At 41.6% G+C, this 16134-nt stretch carries 16 protein-coding genes and 2 pseudogenes; 1 reads left to right on the top strand and 17 read right to left on the bottom strand.

Annotated features, from left to right (window positions below; genetic code table 11):
* Positions 1 to 3: 3 nt before the first annotated feature.
* The 16 genes and pseudogenes from yqeK to H7T98_RS00795 form a co-directional block, all read right to left on the bottom strand.
* Entirely contained in the window at positions 4 to 597 is a 594-nt protein-coding gene (gene yqeK, locus H7T98_RS00870) for a bis(5'-nucleosyl)-tetraphosphatase (symmetrical) YqeK (RefSeq protein WP_073689584.1), read from the bottom strand.
* The gene (locus tag H7T98_RS00865) at positions 594 to 1226 is read right to left on the bottom strand and encodes a nicotinate-nucleotide adenylyltransferase (RefSeq protein ID WP_073689585.1); all 633 of its coding nucleotides are present in this window, start codon (positions 1224 to 1226) and stop codon (positions 594 to 596) included. Before H7T98_RS00865 ends, yqeK begins: the two co-directional genes overlap by 4 nt.
* 105 nt (positions 1227 to 1331) lie before the next feature.
* The gene (yhbY, locus tag H7T98_RS00860) at positions 1332 to 1649 is read right to left on the bottom strand and encodes a ribosome assembly RNA-binding protein YhbY (protein WP_002884193.1); all 318 of its coding nucleotides are present in this window, start codon (positions 1647 to 1649) and stop codon (positions 1332 to 1334) included.
* A 29-nt stretch (positions 1650 to 1678) separates the two neighbouring features.
* Entirely contained in the window at positions 1679 to 2797 is a 1119-nt protein-coding gene (gene yqeH, locus H7T98_RS00855) for a ribosome biogenesis GTPase YqeH (RefSeq protein ID WP_175057754.1), read from the bottom strand.
* Positions 2797 to 3324, bottom strand: a complete 528-nt coding sequence (locus H7T98_RS00850) for a YqeG family HAD IIIA-type phosphatase (RefSeq protein WP_002891674.1) — start codon at positions 3322 to 3324, stop codon at positions 2797 to 2799. Before H7T98_RS00850 ends, yqeH begins: the two co-directional genes overlap by 1 nt.
* A 136-nt stretch (positions 3325 to 3460) precedes the next feature.
* Positions 3461 to 4377: pseudogene (locus H7T98_RS00845) on the bottom strand (DMT family transporter).
* Positions 4378 to 4474: 97 nt separating this feature from the next.
* The gene (locus H7T98_RS00840) at positions 4475 to 5518 is read right to left on the bottom strand and encodes a 2,3-butanediol dehydrogenase (protein WP_060971912.1); all 1044 of its coding nucleotides are present in this window, start codon (positions 5516 to 5518) and stop codon (positions 4475 to 4477) included.
* A gap of 157 nt (positions 5519 to 5675) precedes the next feature.
* Positions 5676 to 6059: a hypothetical protein gene (locus tag H7T98_RS00835; RefSeq protein WP_195950663.1), complete on the bottom strand. Its 384-nt coding sequence runs from the start codon at positions 6057 to 6059 to the stop codon at positions 5676 to 5678.
* A 95-nt stretch (positions 6060 to 6154) separates the two neighbouring features.
* Complete coding sequence (gene gatB, locus H7T98_RS00830; RefSeq protein WP_201061031.1) at positions 6155 to 7597, bottom strand: Asp-tRNA(Asn)/Glu-tRNA(Gln) amidotransferase subunit GatB; 1443 nt, start codon at positions 7595 to 7597, stop codon at positions 6155 to 6157.
* The gene (gene gatA / locus H7T98_RS00825) at positions 7597 to 9063 is read right to left on the bottom strand and encodes an Asp-tRNA(Asn)/Glu-tRNA(Gln) amidotransferase subunit GatA (RefSeq protein ID WP_155211479.1); all 1467 of its coding nucleotides are present in this window, start codon (positions 9061 to 9063) and stop codon (positions 7597 to 7599) included. The genes gatB and gatA overlap by 1 nt, the downstream gene beginning before the upstream one ends.
* Positions 9063 to 9365 (bottom strand): Asp-tRNA(Asn)/Glu-tRNA(Gln) amidotransferase subunit GatC, encoded by a 303-nt coding sequence (gatC, locus tag H7T98_RS00820; RefSeq protein ID WP_002884769.1) that lies wholly within the window; start codon positions 9363 to 9365, stop codon positions 9063 to 9065. The genes gatA and gatC overlap by 1 nt, the downstream gene beginning before the upstream one ends.
* A 139-nt stretch (positions 9366 to 9504) precedes the next feature.
* A pseudogene (locus H7T98_RS00815) lies at positions 9505 to 9945 on the bottom strand (glycosyltransferase); the annotation flags it as partial.
* A gap of 20 nt (positions 9946 to 9965) precedes the next feature.
* On the bottom strand, positions 9966 to 11405 hold the full coding sequence (locus H7T98_RS00810; protein WP_049546025.1) for a 6-phospho-beta-glucosidase: 1440 nt from the start codon (positions 11403 to 11405) through the stop codon (positions 9966 to 9968).
* Between the two features lie 191 nt (positions 11406 to 11596).
* Complete coding sequence (locus tag H7T98_RS00805; RefSeq protein WP_151404292.1) at positions 11597 to 12148, bottom strand: cysteine hydrolase family protein; 552 nt, start codon at positions 12146 to 12148, stop codon at positions 11597 to 11599.
* Between the two features lie 65 nt (positions 12149 to 12213).
* Positions 12214 to 12999 (bottom strand): GTP-sensing pleiotropic transcriptional regulator CodY, encoded by a 786-nt coding sequence (gene codY, locus H7T98_RS00800; RefSeq protein ID WP_002884784.1) that lies wholly within the window; start codon positions 12997 to 12999, stop codon positions 12214 to 12216.
* A 267-nt stretch (positions 13000 to 13266) separates the two neighbouring features.
* Positions 13267 to 14481: a pyridoxal phosphate-dependent aminotransferase gene (locus H7T98_RS00795; RefSeq protein ID WP_002884715.1), complete on the bottom strand. Its 1215-nt coding sequence runs from the start codon at positions 14479 to 14481 to the stop codon at positions 13267 to 13269.
* A 359-nt stretch (positions 14482 to 14840) separates the two neighbouring features.
* On the opposite strand from H7T98_RS00795, the gene H7T98_RS00790 reads away from it, so the two are divergent.
* Entirely contained in the window at positions 14841 to 15293 is a 453-nt protein-coding gene (locus H7T98_RS00790) for a universal stress protein (RefSeq protein WP_002891687.1), read from the top strand.
* Between the two features lie 78 nt (positions 15294 to 15371).
* On the opposite strand, the gene H7T98_RS00785 is transcribed toward H7T98_RS00790, so the two are convergent.
* Positions 15372 to 16124: a hypothetical protein gene (locus H7T98_RS00785; protein ID WP_014634961.1), complete on the bottom strand. Its 753-nt coding sequence runs from the start codon at positions 16122 to 16124 to the stop codon at positions 15372 to 15374.
* Positions 16125 to 16134: the final 10 nt, after the last annotated feature.

The raw sequence follows: 16134 nt of genomic DNA, 5'->3' as shown, positions 1-16134 counted from the left end.
TTACTAATCCTCTTTTAAGTAATGCACAAAAGCATTATAGGTTTCCAAGGTTTGTGGGAAAATCGGCAAGGCCTGGTGGGCCAAGTGTTCTACCGTATGGACGGTTTCAAAAGCAACTGCCTTATCCAAGGATTGCTCAGCTACTTGTCTAGCTTCCTCTACCAAAGGGAAATTACGGTTATGCTCAATATAATCAGCCACATAGACAATCTTGTCTAGGGTCGACATGTCATGGCTTCCGACGGTATGGATTTCAATACTGCGTAGAATCTCAGAATCAGTTAAACCCAAATCTTCTTGAATTTTGTAAATCCCGACCATACCATGCCAGACATTATTTCCCCATTTTTTCAATTCAGGGTCGAGCTCATACTTATCGATTAGCTCTAAGAATTCCTGATCCGGAAGCTCCTTGGCATAATCATGAAGGAGGCCAGCCAAACCAGCTTTTTCAGTATCGTAACCATACTTTTCAGCAAGAGCAACAGCAGCTCGCTCAACACCCAAAACATGATTGAAGCGTTTAGGACTCATGACCGCTCGAACTTTTTCAAGGAGTTCTTCACGAGAATAGTCTAGATATTTTTCATAGGTCATTTATAGAGCCCCGCTTTCTTGATGTAGGCAAGTACAGACTGGGGCACCATAAAGTTAGGTGTACGATCCTTCTTAATGTAGGCTCTGACTATACTCGAACTAATATCCATAAGGGGCACATCCACCCAGATAACGGGATATGAGGTTCCAGCCTTATACTTAGGACGCTGAACACCAACAAATTGGACCATCTCAATTAGTTCATCAATACGATGCCATTTTGGTAGGTATTCGACCATATCCGCTCCAATAATAAAGTAATAATCCGTATCAGGATTGGCCTCTGTCAAAAGCTTCATGGTGTCATAAGTATAGCTGATTCCCTTACGTTCCAACTCGATGGTTTCGATGTCCAATCCTTCAATGCCGTTAATAGCCAACATAAGCATATTAAGGCGGTGTTTTTCATCAATAGTCTCTTTTTTATCGACATGAGGTGGCTCATATTCAGGCATGAGAAGAACTTCATCGAGACCTAACTGCTGACGCACCTGGTCCGCAACAACCAAGTGAGCATTGTGAACAGGGTTGAAATTTCCACCTAAAATTCCCACCTGCTTACGGCCAGTATCTTTGATTTCTTCTTCTAGTTGAACCTTTGTAAATGGGGTTACGAGATCCAGTGCCATGTACGCCTCCTCTTTTTCAAGCATTATACAACTGACTTAAGGCTAGCTGATGCTTCAAAAGTGTTCCTATACCTTAGTTTATCCTTCACCAAGCAAAGTCAGCAACTATTTTTGGATAGCTTTGACCTTTGGTGACAACTTACGATTTTCTTTTTTAGCTGACTCTTTATAGAGAATCAAGATACGTCCAATCTTAAGAACTGTATCACAGCCAATTTCTTCTTCCAAGATTTCAGCAACCTCATGAATATCTTCCATAGTGTTTTGGAGTAGGGTTACTTTGATCAATTCACGGGCATCAAGGGCGTTGCGAACGCTAGTTTTGATATGGTCGTTAAGACCGTTTTTCCCGATTTGTACAATAGGTTTAAGTGTGTGTGCTTCCGATTTGAGGAAGGCACGTTGTTTTGATGTTAATGACATGTTTATTCCTTTTAACTACTTAATTAAGTTTAAATAATCGCTTTTCGTACGGCAACGCCAACACCTTCTGGTGCCCAAGCAGCAACGATGGTTGGTTGGTCAGCTTTTCCTTGGACACGGATCCATCCTAATCCTGAGAAGACAATGTCTGTCTTATCTTTAACAGTAAATTCATGACGAACAAGTTTTGGAAAATCAGCCAATTCCTTTGGTCCAGGAGGCATGAGAAGACTTCCAACATGCTTATCATAGAAGGCATCTGCGCCTTCAAGTTTGGTACGATGTAGCTTCAAGTTATTATCAAAGAAGGCTGTAAAACCTTGCTTATTCCCATCAATAAAGTCAAAACGTCCAAGACCGCCTAGGAGTAAGCTTTGTCCTGCATTTAACTGGTAAGTTTTTGGCTTAATTTCCTTCTTAGGACTAACGTACTTGAGATCCTTCGCTGACAGATAGTGTGCCATCTGGTGTCGGTGAATAATTCCTGGTGTATCAAAAATATAGCTACCGTCATCCAATGGGATTTCAATCTTATCAAGGGTCGTTCCTGGAAAACGAGAGGTTGTAATAACATCTTTATCACCAGTAATTTCTTTGATGATGGCATTGATTAAGGTTGATTTACCAACATTCGTAACACCAACAACATAGACATCACGACCCTTACGGAGTTTTTCAATACGTTGAATCAACTCTTTAATGGCGTGGTGATTTTGGGCAGACGTCAACATGACATCCACGGGACGCATCCCTTCTTCGTGGGCACGTTCTGTCAACCATTGGGTTACCTTACCATCTTTTACTGATTTAGGTAGGATATCCTTTTTATTTCCAACCAAGAGCACATCATTACCCGAAACAAAGCGTGATAAGCCTGGTATGATTGATCCATTAAAATCAAAAATATCAACGACATTGACAACGAGGGCATCACTATCACCAACTTCATGAAGCAATTTTAAAAATTCATCATCTGTGATGTGGACATCCACAATCTCATTGTAATGACGAAGACGGAAACAGCGTTGGCAGTATAACTCACCTGTTTCTTCGGCCTTTTTAATAGAGCTAGCAGGTGTGAAACCTGCTTTTTCTTTATCTTCTGTTTGAATTTGGGCTCCACACCCAATACAAAATAATTCTTCCATTAAATTCCTTTGTTGAAGGTCATTGGACCATATGCTTTTTCAATCTTTTTCCACATGCGACGTTCACGCCAACGGTTAAACTTGGTTACCCAAGCATCTGATTTCACCAAAGGCTTGACCAAAATCGAGCGAATTCCAGCTCTGTGGCTAGCTCTGATGTCAGTCATTAGCTGGTCTCCCACCATAACGACCTCATCTCGATTAAAGTGGTAACGCTCAATCGCTTCATTAATGCCTTTAGTGAAAGGCTTCATGGCACGACTCACGAAATCCACATGGAAATTGGCAACCGCACGTTCAACACGTTCATATTTATTGTTAGAGACCACAACTACCGGAATATCAGCCTCTGTCATCTCATCCAACCAAGCACGTAGCTCAGGAGTCCCATCAGGGTTGTTCCAAGCAATCAAGGTATTGTCCAAATCGACCAAGACGGCACGAATACCGTGTTCACGTAGTTGGTCAGGTTTCAAATCATAAACAGCCTCCACCATAAAATGGGGCCTATAATCGTCTATAGTCATTTTCTCTCCAAAATGTTAGTTTACCTCTTATTCTACCATATTTTTAAGGTTTATGTGTGGGACTTAAGTCCTATTTTTTAAGAACATCCTTTACAGAACAATAAAGAAAAGAGCCACAATCACTCAGGCTCCATTCTTATCTTTGAATTTTTTCTTGTTTTTTAAGGGCAACTAAATTCTTAAGCGATATGATGATAACAGCAAGAACAATTAAAATCATCCCAACCACATCAATGGCAAAGAAGCGGTCCCCCATAATTAATACGGTCAAAATGACCGATGCTACGGGTTCTACCGAAGCCAAGAGACTCCCTTTGACAGCTCCAACCATGATCGTCCCCTTAAGGAAAACAGTGTAGGCAAAGACTGTCCCAATGAAGACCAAACCAAAAAGCGCTAAGAGATTTCCGCCAGTCAAAGGAAGCTTATACTTCCAGGCTTGGATAACAATCGGAAAGATTAAACCACCGAGCAACAGGCCTAAACCAATGACAATCAAACTACCCCATTTTTCAATAGCCTTAGCAGGCAGTAAGATATAAAGTGCATAGGTCACCGCCGAAAAGAGACCCCAGAACAAGCCCAGAGGTGTAATCGCCAGCTCCCTTATCTGACCATGCGTTGCGATGGTAAAGGTTCCCACAATAGCCATGATAATCGCCACTAGCTCTGCTGCTGTTGGGAACCTACGATATTTGCACATACAAAAGCCAGGATGATAACTGGGGTGACATACTGCAAGACCGTCGCTGTCCCAGCATTAGTGTATTGAATAGCACTAAGATAGGCGTACTGATTTAGTACCAGACCAAAGAGAGCAAATAAGGCGATACTTACTAAGGTTTTTCTATCTTTAATAGCTTGTACTAATTTGTCTCGCTGCCTAAAAAAGACCGAAGCCGTTAGTAAAATACCAGACAGAAGCAAACGTAAACTCGTCAAAAGATTGACATTAACACCATGAGCCATTAGGTATTGACCAGAAACTCCTGAAAATCCCCAGGCAATTCCTGCAGTTATGACCATCAGACTACCTTTTAGCGTCTTTGACATAGTCGCCTCCCAAATCTATTTGTTTCTGTTATTGTAACACAAAAAGGTCGAAACAAAACGGTTTCGACCTTTATCTATTCATTCGACCTTTATAAGCTTATTCTGGTTCAACTAAGATCTTAATTTGAGATTTATCTTGGGTCAATTCAACAAATCCTTCTTCAACGATATTCTCCAATTTAATTTTCTTAGTAACCAATTTATCAGCAGGGAAGTAGCCTTGTTCCATCAATTCCAAAACTTTAGGGAAGATGTGACGGTAGGCAATAATTCCTTTGAGAGATTTTTCTTGGATGGCGAATTCATTTGGATTGATGCTGGCTTCACGTTCCCAGATAGATACGACCATACATTCCCCAGCTTTATGAACAGCTGCAAGGGCTTGGCCTAAAACAACCGGAACCCCAGTAACTTCGTAAGAAACATCTGCTCCACCTCCTGTCAAACGATGGATAGCCTCTACGACTGTTTCCCCTTCTTCTGGGCGAACAACAATTGCTCCCAATTCTTCTGCTTTCGCTTGACGTTCAGGAGACAATTCAACCGCATAGATTTTTGATGCGCCTGCTGCACGAAGGGCTTCAACGATCAAAAGACCAATTGGACCCAAGCCAAAGATAACAGCTGTATCCCCAGCTTTCAAAGCAGATTGACGGACTGCATACACAGCTACAGCAGCAGGTTCTGTAAGAGCAGCTTGTTCATAGCTCAAGCTATCTGGAATCACATGGACAAGATCACCATCAAGGACACAGTATTTCGCAAAACCACCATCTGCAGCGAGGCCGACGAAGTTCAAGTTTGGATCAAGGTTATAATCGCCAATCAAGTTGTGCTCTGCAAGAATTGGTTCGATGGTTACACGATCGCCAACTTTGACACGAGTCACATTACTTCCGACTTCTACAATCTCACCAGAGAATTCATGTCCCAAAGTAACCGGTGCTTTTTGACCAGAATAAACATGTTCTTCAGTTGGAATGAAGATTGGTCCATCCAAATATTCATGCAAGTCAGTACCACAGATTCCCGTAAACTTGACCGCTACTTTTACTTGATGAGGTTGTACTTCAGGTACTTCCACTTCTTCGATACGAACGTCTTTCGCTGCATGCCAGCGAGCTGCTTTCATTGTAGCCATTTGATAATCTCCTTGTTTTCACGTTTTTTGTTTTCTTTTCAGGAAACCTTATATTTCAAATTGTAAACGTTTTCTTTTTACTTGTCAAGGAAAAACTGGACAAAAGAGATTAAAGAAGCACCTATAAGATACTTCCCTAATCTCAGAATTATATACGTTATTTCTTTTTGATTCGAGACACCTCTAGCCACCAACCGACAATCCAACCAAGGACTAAAAGATAATTTTCAAGAGCACCTATGGCGTTGACTGAGTGATGATGTTGAAGATAGCTAAGGAAATGATTGGTCCCAATTCCAAGGCCTCCAATAATCAAAGCTATCAGTGCAGCTCTCAGATAAAACCAATCGTACTTGAAGTTTACGGCAATCAGGATGACAAGGACTGCCACATTCCAAATACCAATCTCCCTCTGCCAACCAACTGAAATACCGTACCCCGAGTGACTTCCCATATAGGTTGGGAAGAATAGCTGAAAAATAATAGCACCAGTCATGGCTAGGATGACAAGGATAAATAGGACTCTTAAGAATTTGTTCATTGCTTGCTCCTAAAATCTTCTATAAAAATATTCCCAACTAGTCTAACACAAATATTGCAAAGAAAAAACCAACCTTTCGGCTGGTTGTTTATCTGTTACTCTTCTTTCAACTTAGCCAATTCTTGGGCAAGTAACTTGAGGACTACTTGTGGGTTGGCTTGGCCTTTGGTTGCTTTCATGAGGAAGCCTGTGAAGGCCTTGTCTGCATTCCGTTTACCTGATTTGAAGTCGGCTACAGCTACTTCATTGTCTGCAAAGACTTGGTGGATGATAGGGATCAAGACTTCAGGATCTGAAATCTGTACCAATCCAGCTTTTTCGACGTATTCACGCGCACCGCCACCGTTTTTCGCCAAATGAACGAAGACTTTCTTGGCAATCTTAGATGAAATGGTTCCATCTTCGATGATGGCAATCATTTCGACCAAGTTTTCTGGTGTCAACTTGATTTCTTCAAGCGTTTTGCCTTCTGCGTTCAAGAATTGCGCGACTTCACCTTGGAGCCAGTTAGACACTTGTTTGGCATCTCCGCCAAGGGCTACAGCTGCTTCAAAGAAGTCAGAAGTGACTTTCGTCGCTGTCAATTGGTTGGCATCATAGTCAGACAAGCCAAGCTCTGCCACATAGCGAGCACGACGGTCTTTTGGAAACTCTGGCAACTCAGTACGCATTTCCTCAATCCACTCATCTGAAATTTCAAACAATGGAAGGTCTGGTTCTGGGAAGTAACGGTAATCCGCTGCTCCTTCTTTGACACGCATAAGGATAGTGCTCTTATTAGCTTCATCATAACGACGTGTTTCTTGACGAATGACACCACCTGAACGCAAGATTTTCGCTTGGCGTTGCACTTCGTATTCAAGACCTTTACGGACGTTTGAGAAAGAGTTCAAGTTTTTCAACTCAGTCTTGGTACCAAATTCCTCTTGACCGTATGGGCGAAGGGAAATGTTGGCATCCACACGCATAGATCCTTCTTCCATCTTGACGTCTGAAATACCAGTGTATTGGATGACTTCTTTCAAAGCTGTCAAATAGGCGTAGGCTTCTTCTGGAGAACGCATATCTGCTTCAGACACGATTTCAATCAATGGAACCCCTTGACGGTTAAGGTCTACGTAAGAGAATCCATCTGTTCCGTGCGTGTTCTTACCAGCATCTTCTTCCAAGTGGGCCCGTTCAATCCCGATTTTCTTCGTTGAGCCGTCTTCCAATTGCACTTCAATCCAACCGTTGTAACCGATTGGCTCGTCAAATTGTGAAATTTGGTAAGCCTTTGGATTATCAGGGTAAAAATAGTTCTTACGGTCAAAGTGCATGTGCTGATGGATATCCATATTCAAGGCCAAAGCAGCCTTGATCCCAGCGTCCACAACACCCTTGTTCAAGACAGGAAGCACCCCTGGGAAAGACCAGTCAATCACATTAGTGTTGGCATTTTGCTCGTTCCCAAAGTGGGCAGAGGTTGGTGAGAAAATTTTTGAGTTTGTATTCAATTCAACGTGGACTTCAAGTCCGATGACTGTTTCAAAGTTCATTAATTGTCACCTCCGAAAATAAGGGGTTGTTGCTTGTGGTAATCCGTCGTAGCTTCAAAGGCAGCTGCAGCTTGGTAGATTGTTTCTTCAGAATACTTAGGACCAATCAACTGCAAACCAACTGGAAGACCTTGCGCAAAACCTGCAGGAATCGAAATTCCTGGAAGACCTGCCAAGTTGACTGGAATGGTCAAGAGGTCAGCCAAGTACATGGCAACCGGATCATGGTTGAGCGAATCCAAATCAAAGGCTACACTTGGAGCTGTTGGACCAAGGATAAGATCGTAATCCGCAAAGACTTTTTCGAAGTCTTGGATAATGAGGGTACGGACTTGACCAGCTTTCTTGTAGTAGGCATCGTAGTAACCAGATGACAAACTAAAGGTACCAAGCATGATACGGCGTTTGACCTCATCACCAAAGCCTTGGCTACGAGTGTTCACGTAGATGTCATCCAAGTTTTTAGCATCTTCTGCACGGAAACCATAGCGAATACCGTCGAAACGTTGCAAGTTTGAAGAAGCTTCAGATGAAGCGATGATGTAATAAACGGCAACCCCGTATTTAGAATGAGGTAGGCTGACTTCTTCGACAGTTGCTCCCAATTTTTCAAAGTGTTTAGCAGCGTTAAGGATAGTTTCCTTGACTTCTGGGTCAATCCCTTCACCGAGGTATTCCTTAGGGAGGGCAATCTTCATGCCTTTGATGTCTTGACCAATCTTAGAAGTGAAGTCTGCTACACGAACAGGTGCAGAAGTTGAATCCTTGGCATCTTCACTGGCAATGACATTGAGTAATTGGGCATTTTCCTTAACCGTCGGTGAGAAAGTACCAATTTGGTCAAGTGAGCTACCAAAGGCAATAAGACCGAAACGAGAAACCGTTCCGTAAGTTGGTTTGAGACCTACGATTCCGTTGAAGGCAGCTGGTTGGCGGATAGAACCACCTGTATCTGAACCAAGTGACAAGCGGACTTGTCCTGAAGCGACAGAAGCTGCTGAACCACTAGAAGATCCACCAGGAACCTTACTGTGGTCCCAAGCATTTTTAGTCGCCCCATAGTAAGATGTTTCACCAGATCCACCCATAGCAAATTCATCCATGTTGGTCTTCCCGATGACAATCATATCTTTGGCTTTTGCATTGGCAACAGCTGTCGCATCAAAGATAGGCTCGTAGTTGTAGAGCATTTTTGAAGCCGCAGTCGTCAAGATACCATCTGTTGAGATATTGTCTTTGACAGCGAGTGGAATCCCTGACAAGAGGTTATCTTTATCAATTCCTTTTTCGTCAATAGCCTTAGCTTGGGAAAGTGCTGCTTCTTCAGCCACCGTCACAAAGGCATTGACCGCTTCTTCACGCACCTTGATATCGTCAAGTGTCGCTTGGGTCAATTCGGTTGCTGAAATTTCCTTAGAGACAAGGAGGTCGTGCAACTCTTCAATGGTTTTATTGTTGAATGACATTAGGCATCTCCTCCATCTTCTAGGATAGCTGGTACCTTGATGTAGTAGTTATCTTTTTCAGGTACATTTTTAAACAAGCGGTCGCGGTCTGTCCCTTTTTCAGCAACATCCGGACGCAATACGGTCTTACGATCAGCCATAGTCGTTGTTGGGGCAACACCTGTTGTGTCCACTTCTTCCAACAATTCCACCATGTCGACAATTTTAGACAAGGTTGTCGCAAACTCAGCTGTCTCTTCTGGAGAGAATTTCAATTTTGAAAGATTGGCAACGTGGGTTACCTCTTCTTGCGTAATTTTCATCTTGCTTCCTTTCGTGAAATGATGATTTTTCAATACGTTCTATTTTACCATAATTAGGCCTATTTTGCTTGGAGGATAAAAAAACTGTAGTAACTTTTTTGTCACTACAGTTTACAGAGATAGAGCTTTTTCAAAACACTTATCGTATGGCTATCAAGAGCTTTCTCCAGACTTCTAAAATTTCTGGTTTCAAATACTGTTTTGCCAGGTCATATGAGGCTCGGTGCATAGACTCAAGATCACTTTCTAAGGCAAATACAATCTTGTCGGCCATCTGAGAAACGAGTAGGTCCTCATCCAAAGTCTCGCTATAAGGAACCAGAAAACCATTTTTACCATCTTTGATGAAAGTTGGATTGCCATAACGGGCATCAAAGCCAACCAAGGCTAGACCTGCTCCCACCGCTTCCATCAGAGTCAAGCCAAAGGTCTCCCACTGAGAGGTGGTGACATAAAGTTCATACTGTGGGTAAACTTCACGTAAATCCGCATGACCCCGAAGTTGGATGAAGTCACCTGCCCCAAGAGCATCAATCAGATCTTGTAGATTCTCTTGCTCGCCACCTTTGCCATAGATGTCATTAGTCGAGAACTCACACCCTATTCTACAGAGGCACCGTTACTTGCGATAACTTCTTTGTACCAGTTAAATGATTTCTTCTTAGAGCGTTTAAGACTACCATTACCATCGTTATCTCGGTCCACATAGATGAAGCCATAACGTTTCTTCATTTCACCAGTTCCAGCAGAAACAAGGTCGATACAGCCCCAGGTTGTGTAGCCCCAAAGCTCTACACCATCTTCATTAATAGCATCACGCATAGCCTTGATGTGGGCTGCCAAGTAGTCGATACGATAATCGTCTTCAACATAGCCATTTTCATCTGGCGTATCCACAGCACCAAGCCCATTTTCAACGATAAACATCGGTTTTTGGTAACGATCCCAAATAGCATTGAGGGTAATACGAAGGCCTAGTGGGTCAATTTGCCAGCCCCACTCTGAAGCTTCCAAATAGGGATTTTTAATAGAGGCAAAGATATTTCCAGCAGTCTCTTCATTAACTTCTGGATCACCTGAAGCCACACGACTTGCATAGTAAGAGAAGGAAATAAAATCAACAGTATGCTCTTTAAGAAGGGCCAAATCTTCTTCCGTCATCTCAAGCTCAATGCCATCACGTTCCCACTGTTTCTTAGCATAATTTGGATACTCTCCACGAGCTTGAACATCAGTAAAGAAATAGCTACTACGGTCTTCTTGAATAGCTGCCCAGTAGTCACGTGGATGGGCTGTATTTGGATAATATTGACCTGCTGCCAACATACAACCGACCTTATTTTCAGGGTCAATCTCATGAGCCAATTTCGTCACCATAGCTGAGGCTACCAACTCATGGTGAGCAGCCTGATATTTAACCTGCTCCTCATTCTCACCCTCTTCAAAGCAGAGTCCTGCTCCCATAAATGGGGCATGAAGAATCATGTTGATTTCATTGAAAGTGAGCCAGTACTTAACCAAACCTTTAAAGCGTGTGAAAAGGGTACGGCAAAGATTTTCATAGAAGCCAAGCATCTTACGATTACGCCATCCTCCATACTCGGTAATCAAGTGCATTGGACAATCAAAGTGTGTGATCGTCACCAAAGGTTCAATGCCATGCTTGTGACATTCCTTGAAGAGGTCCTCGTAAAAGGCAAGCCCAGCTTCATTTGGCTCAGCCTCATCACCCTTAGGAAAAATACGTGACCAAGCAATAGAAAGACGATAAGTCTTAAAGCCCATTTCACCAAAGAGAGCAATATCTTCCTTGTAACGGTGGTACATATCGATACTTTCCTTGGCCGGATAAAAATAACCATCCTCAAAATCAAACATCTTGCGACGTCCAGTGATAATCGAAAGGCGATCCTCACCAATTGGCACCACATCAACATTGGCTAAACCACGCCCATCAGCATCATAGGCACCTTCACATTGGTTAGCTGCTGTCGCACCACCCCACAAAAATCCGTCAGGAAAAGTTAATTTTTTAGTCATTATTCTACCTCTTATATATTTCGACTTAATATGGTAATAGTATACAATAGCCTGTAATCGTTTTCTTATAGTAAACTACGGAAAACTGATACTATCCTATGATTTTAGACAAAAAATTGAGAGTAGGACAGATTCCCACTCTCAATCCTCTCTCCATTATGACAATGATAAAAAAGAGTAAGAACTAACTCTTACTCCACAATTGTTGCTCCAAGAACATTTTTAAAATGCCCGATAGCAAAGTCATGAGCTTCAGGCGTCAAGGAAGCTGTTGCACTCGCTACAACCTCAATATCATAGCCCAAATTATAGGCATCAATGGCTGTATGTAGCACACAAATATCTGTTAAAACTCCTGTCAAGATAACTGTCGTCACACGACGTTCACGCAAACGAATATCTAAATCCGTTCCCGAAAAGGCTGAATAGTGTCGCTTATCCATCCAAAAGACACGATTATCATCCTTAATAGCATCATATACACCAGCCAACTTACCATAAAGTTCTCGCCCAGACGTCCCTACAATATTGTGAGGTGGAAAGAGCTTGGTTTCAGGATGGAAGGTATCTCCTTCATCATGTCGGTCCATAGCAACGAAGATATAGTCCCCATTATCATAGGCCTCTTGAGTTACCTGGGCAATGCGGTCTTCAATGGCTTGGGCAGGCTTTCCAGCCGTCAACTTCCCATCATCTGCCACAAAATCATAAGAGTAATCAATTGATATCAATGCCTTTGTCATATTACTTTCTCCTTTTAAAAAAGTGGGGCAGGCTCCTCCTACCTCACTTTCTTTCAGTATTCTTCTTATTCGTATTCTTTCAATTTATCGTAGATACCTTCGTTAAGGACTTTAAGATAAGTCCCTTTCATACCGAGTGAACGGCTCTCAATAATACCAGCTGATTCCAACTTACGAAGGGCATTAACGATAACTGAACGTGTAATTCCGATACGGTCAGCGATAACAGACGCTGTCAAGCGGCCTTCCAAACCGTCCAACTCATTCAAGATAGCTGAAACTGCCTTGATTTCTGAGTAAGACAAGGTATTAATAGCCATGTTAATAGCTGTCTGTTTACGAATTGTTTCTTCCAAGTTCTCTGTTTGAAGATTCAACAATTGCAACCCAACTACTGTAGAGGCAATCTCAACCAAGATAAGATCTTCATCTACAAAGTCATGATCGTTACGCCAAATGATGAAAGAACCAAGACGCATACCACCACCATAGATAGGGGCAATTGTAGTCAAACCATCTGGGAAGTCGTCTTTTGATTCCACAGGGAAAATGGTCAAGTCACTGTCAATACCAATGTTTTCTTGAGTGTCATAAACACGGCTGATACCACGTGTATACTCTTCTGGAAGCTGTTTGGCTTCAAAAAACTCTTCTACACGATCATTGTTGGTTTTGTACTTCATGGCAAAACCAAGGAGAGCACCACCACCATTAACGATAGCAGCGTTACAATCAATGATATCTGCCAATTGAGCAGCCATATTGTTGTATGGAAGATCTCCTTCCAAGCTGTCTACTGAGCGTTGCAAGATAGATGTAATTTTACGTGTTTTAGCCAGCAAATTTGCCATATTTATTGTCTTCACTTTCTATTGTAATCATAATAATATCAAGCCTTGTACTAATCTTCTGCGTCAAGACCTACTAGCCCTATCATTATAGCACACTTAACCCAGAAATTGCAAACAATTGTCTGAAAATTATTTATTATTTTACTATTCATTATATTATGTATATTATGGCATTTTTAGGAAAAATGTTCGGATTTTACTCAAATACATCCCCTTTTTAGAGACAATAAAAACTGGACAAGCCTTTTTGTCCAGTTTTTTAAGAAATTAACGCTTGTAATATGACAAGACTCGTTCGATTTTGTTACCGAGATCAGCCAACTCTTCCACACGAGGAAGGTAGACAATACGGAAGTGATCTGGTTCATTCCAGTTAAAGCCTTTACCTGGAACTAGGAGAACCTTCTCCTTCTTCAAGAGACGAAGACAGAATTCTTCATCATCTTCAATATCATACATGTTACGGTCAATCTTAGGGAAGATGTAAAGCCCTGCGTCAGGCTTAACAGCCGAAAGCCCTGGAATAGCGTTTACGGTATTCGTGATAAACTCACGTTGTTCATAGATACGCCCACCAGGGATCAAGAGTTCATCCACGGATTGGTAACCACCAAGTGAAGTCTGAATAACGTGTTGGGAGAGCACATTAGCACAAAGACGCATGTTGGCCAACATATTAAGCCCTTCAATATAGCCTTTGACATTCTTTTTAGGTCCAGAGAGAACCATCCAACCTACACGGAAACCACAGATACGGTGAGACTTAGAAAGACCATTCATAGACACACAGAAAACATCTGGTGCAAGACTAGCAATCGCAGTATGCTTTTTACCATCCATAACCAAGCGGTCATAAATCTCATCCGCAAAGATAATCAAATCATTTTGTCGAGCAATATCCACAATCTGTTCAAGAACATCCTTAGGATAGAGCGAACCTGTAGGATTATTAGGATTGATGACTACAATTGCCTTAGTATTTGACGTAATCTTTGATTTGATATCATCAATATCTGGATACCAGTTAGATTTTTCATCACAGACATAGTGTACGGCATTACCGCCAGCTAGACTGACACAAGCTGTCCAAAGAGGATAGTCTGGCATTGGGACCAAGACCTCATCTCCATCATCAAGCAAGGCCTGCATAGACATGGAAATCATTTCTGAAACACCATTACCAATATAAATATCATCAATATCTACATTTGGGAATCCCTTTAGCTGGCAATACTGCATAATCGCCTTACGAGCTGAGAAAATCCCCTTACTATCCGAATACCCTTCACTGTTACGAACATTCATAATTAAATCACGAATGACTTCATCCGGTGCTGTAAAGCCAAATTCCGCAGGATTTCCTGTATTAAGACGAAGAATCTTTTCACCATTGGCAATCATACGGTTGGCTTCATCCAAAACTGGTCCACGAATATCATAGGCAACGTGATCCAACTTTGATGATTTATCAAATGTTTTCATAAGTTAATCCTTTCAAAAGATACTAAAAGTAGATACATCTAGCAGAAAATAAGAAAATTCAACACCTGATGGGGATTTCCACTTTTATTGACACCAACTTTAGGCTTGGCCATTTGGTATCATTTCTGAAGACTTGTCTTCCTCTTTTTTAATTATCATGTTTCTTACGAAGCTAATAACAGATTGTATTATACCTCTTTTTCAAGCAATCTTCAATTTTTAGATAATACTGAAATCTTCACATTACTAAGAGCGTCCTAAAGTAAGCAGTCAAAAAAAGATTTCAGAAAATCTATAACAACGCTTTCATTTTTTAGATTAAAGGAGTATAATAAAGCTAAAGATAGGAGGTAGAGCTTATGTCTCAACAATATGAACGTATTATGGTAGCTATCGACGGTTCTTACGAATCAGAACTGGCCTTTATTAAAGGTGTGCACGTTGCAAAACGTAATAATGCTCAGTTACTATTGGTACACGTTATCGATACACGCGCCCTTCAAAGCGTTGCGACTTTCGACTCTTACATCTATGAAAAACTAGAAGACGAAGCTAAAGCTGTTTTGGCTGACTTTGAACGCCAAGCCAGAGAAGCTGGTTTAACCAAGATTCGCAAAGTTATTGAGTTCGGTAATCCTAAGAGCCTCTTGGCTGTTGATATCCCTGATAAGGAAAATGTTGACCTTATTATGGTTGGTGCCACAGGTCTCAATACTTTTGAACGCTTGCTTATTGGTTCATCTTCTGAATACATTCTCCGTCACGCAAAAGTTGACTTGCTCATTGTTCGTGACTCTGAAAAAACACTTTAGTCACCTCTCACAAGCACCTCTGGTGCTTTTCTCATATGAAAAAGAACCGAGATCCTAAATCTCAGTTCTTTTTTTGTTCTATTTTTCAGACTTTGCTGATTCAGACATCACTTCTGACTCTGAAGTTGACTGGCTTTCTTCGGCCAAGTCTTCACTAGCAGATTGACTTGAGGCACCTGCTTGCTCCAAAGCAAGACTAGTTGAAAGGCTCTCACGCTCTGCTTCCTGACTAAGGCTAGCTTCAACAATCATGAGTTCCTTTTGACGTTCTGTTTCACGAAGATATTCACGTTCTTCAAGTTCTTCCTGACGACGTCTTTCCTGCTCACGTCTTTGGGCTTTTTGACGCTCACGCTTAGCATGACGTTTTTGCGTCTCATCAATCAAGACCTTAGTATTGTCTTTAATATGCATCCACTTAATAAGACGAACCAAGAGTCTCCATAGGAAGACAATAATTGACTCTGCAAAGAGAAGAATCTCAACCAGAATAACTCCCAACAAGCTCCAAGCCATGAAGAGTGTAATCAATAACTGTGTGAAAATCTTCTTCAAGTCACCCAAATGATTATTGTGAATATTAAGGGTCTCAAGGAAAAGATCTAAAATCCCCTGCAAGAGGTGTGATTTAACAGATTTGTCTCCCTCTAGGCTCAAGTCCGTTTGGACTTCTGCCGGAGTAACAACTGTCAAGTCCCCATCCTGATAGACATCTATACGGTCTCCTAATTTTATATCAAAATCAAAAAGCGTGCGATCTATTTTCTTAAGTCGCCCGTCAGGATGACTGAGATAAACAAAGTCATCATCAAATTTTAAAATACGAAACATAATTTACCTA

The organism is Streptococcus sp. 23.2 (genome assembly GCF_016648665.1).
Taxonomy (GTDB): domain Bacteria; phylum Bacillota; class Bacilli; order Lactobacillales; family Streptococcaceae; genus Streptococcus; species Streptococcus salivarius_E.
Note: the sequence above shows the minus strand (reverse complement) of the source record. Positions and strands in the feature narration are given on the sequence as shown.

Coding starts and splice junctions, on each gene's coding strand:
- yqeK (WP_073689584.1), bottom strand. CDS start 597: ATGACCTATGAAAAATATCTAGACTATTCTCGTGAAGAACTCCTTGAA.
- H7T98_RS00865 (WP_073689585.1), bottom strand. CDS start 1,226: ATGGCACTGGATCTCGTAACCCCATTTACAAAGGTTCAACTAGAAGAA.
- yhbY (WP_002884193.1), bottom strand. CDS start 1,649: ATGTCATTAACATCAAAACAACGTGCCTTCCTCAAATCGGAAGCACAC.
- yqeH (WP_175057754.1), bottom strand. CDS start 2,797: ATGGAAGAATTATTTTGTATTGGGTGTGGAGCCCAAATTCAAACAGAA.
- H7T98_RS00850 (WP_002891674.1), bottom strand. CDS start 3,324: ATGACTATAGACGATTATAGGCCCCATTTTATGGTGGAGGCTGTTTAT.
- H7T98_RS00840 (WP_060971912.1), bottom strand. CDS start 5,518: ATGGCTACAATGAAAGCAGCTCGCTGGCATGCAGCGAAAGACGTTCGT.
- H7T98_RS00835 (WP_195950663.1), bottom strand. CDS start 6,059: ATGAACAAATTCTTAAGAGTCCTATTTATCCTTGTCATCCTAGCCATG.
- gatB (WP_201061031.1), bottom strand. CDS start 7,597: ATGAACTTTGAAACAGTCATCGGACTTGAAGTCCACGTTGAATTGAAT.
- gatA (WP_155211479.1), bottom strand. CDS start 9,063: ATGTCATTCAACAATAAAACCATTGAAGAGTTGCACGACCTCCTTGTC.
- gatC (WP_002884769.1), bottom strand. CDS start 9,365: ATGAAAATTACGCAAGAAGAGGTAACCCACGTTGCCAATCTTTCAAAA.
- H7T98_RS00810 (WP_049546025.1), bottom strand. CDS start 11,405: ATGACTAAAAAATTAACTTTTCCTGACGGATTTTTGTGGGGTGGTGCG.
- H7T98_RS00805 (WP_151404292.1), bottom strand. CDS start 12,148: ATGACAAAGGCATTGATATCAATTGATTACTCTTATGATTTTGTGGCA.
- codY (WP_002884784.1), bottom strand. CDS start 12,999: ATGGCAAATTTGCTGGCTAAAACACGTAAAATTACATCTATCTTGCAA.
- H7T98_RS00795 (WP_002884715.1), bottom strand. CDS start 14,481: ATGAAAACATTTGATAAATCATCAAAGTTGGATCACGTTGCCTATGAT.
- H7T98_RS00790 (WP_002891687.1), top strand. CDS start 14,841: ATGTCTCAACAATATGAACGTATTATGGTAGCTATCGACGGTTCTTAC.
- H7T98_RS00785 (WP_014634961.1), bottom strand. CDS start 16,124: ATGTTTCGTATTTTAAAATTTGATGATGACTTTGTTTATCTCAGTCAT.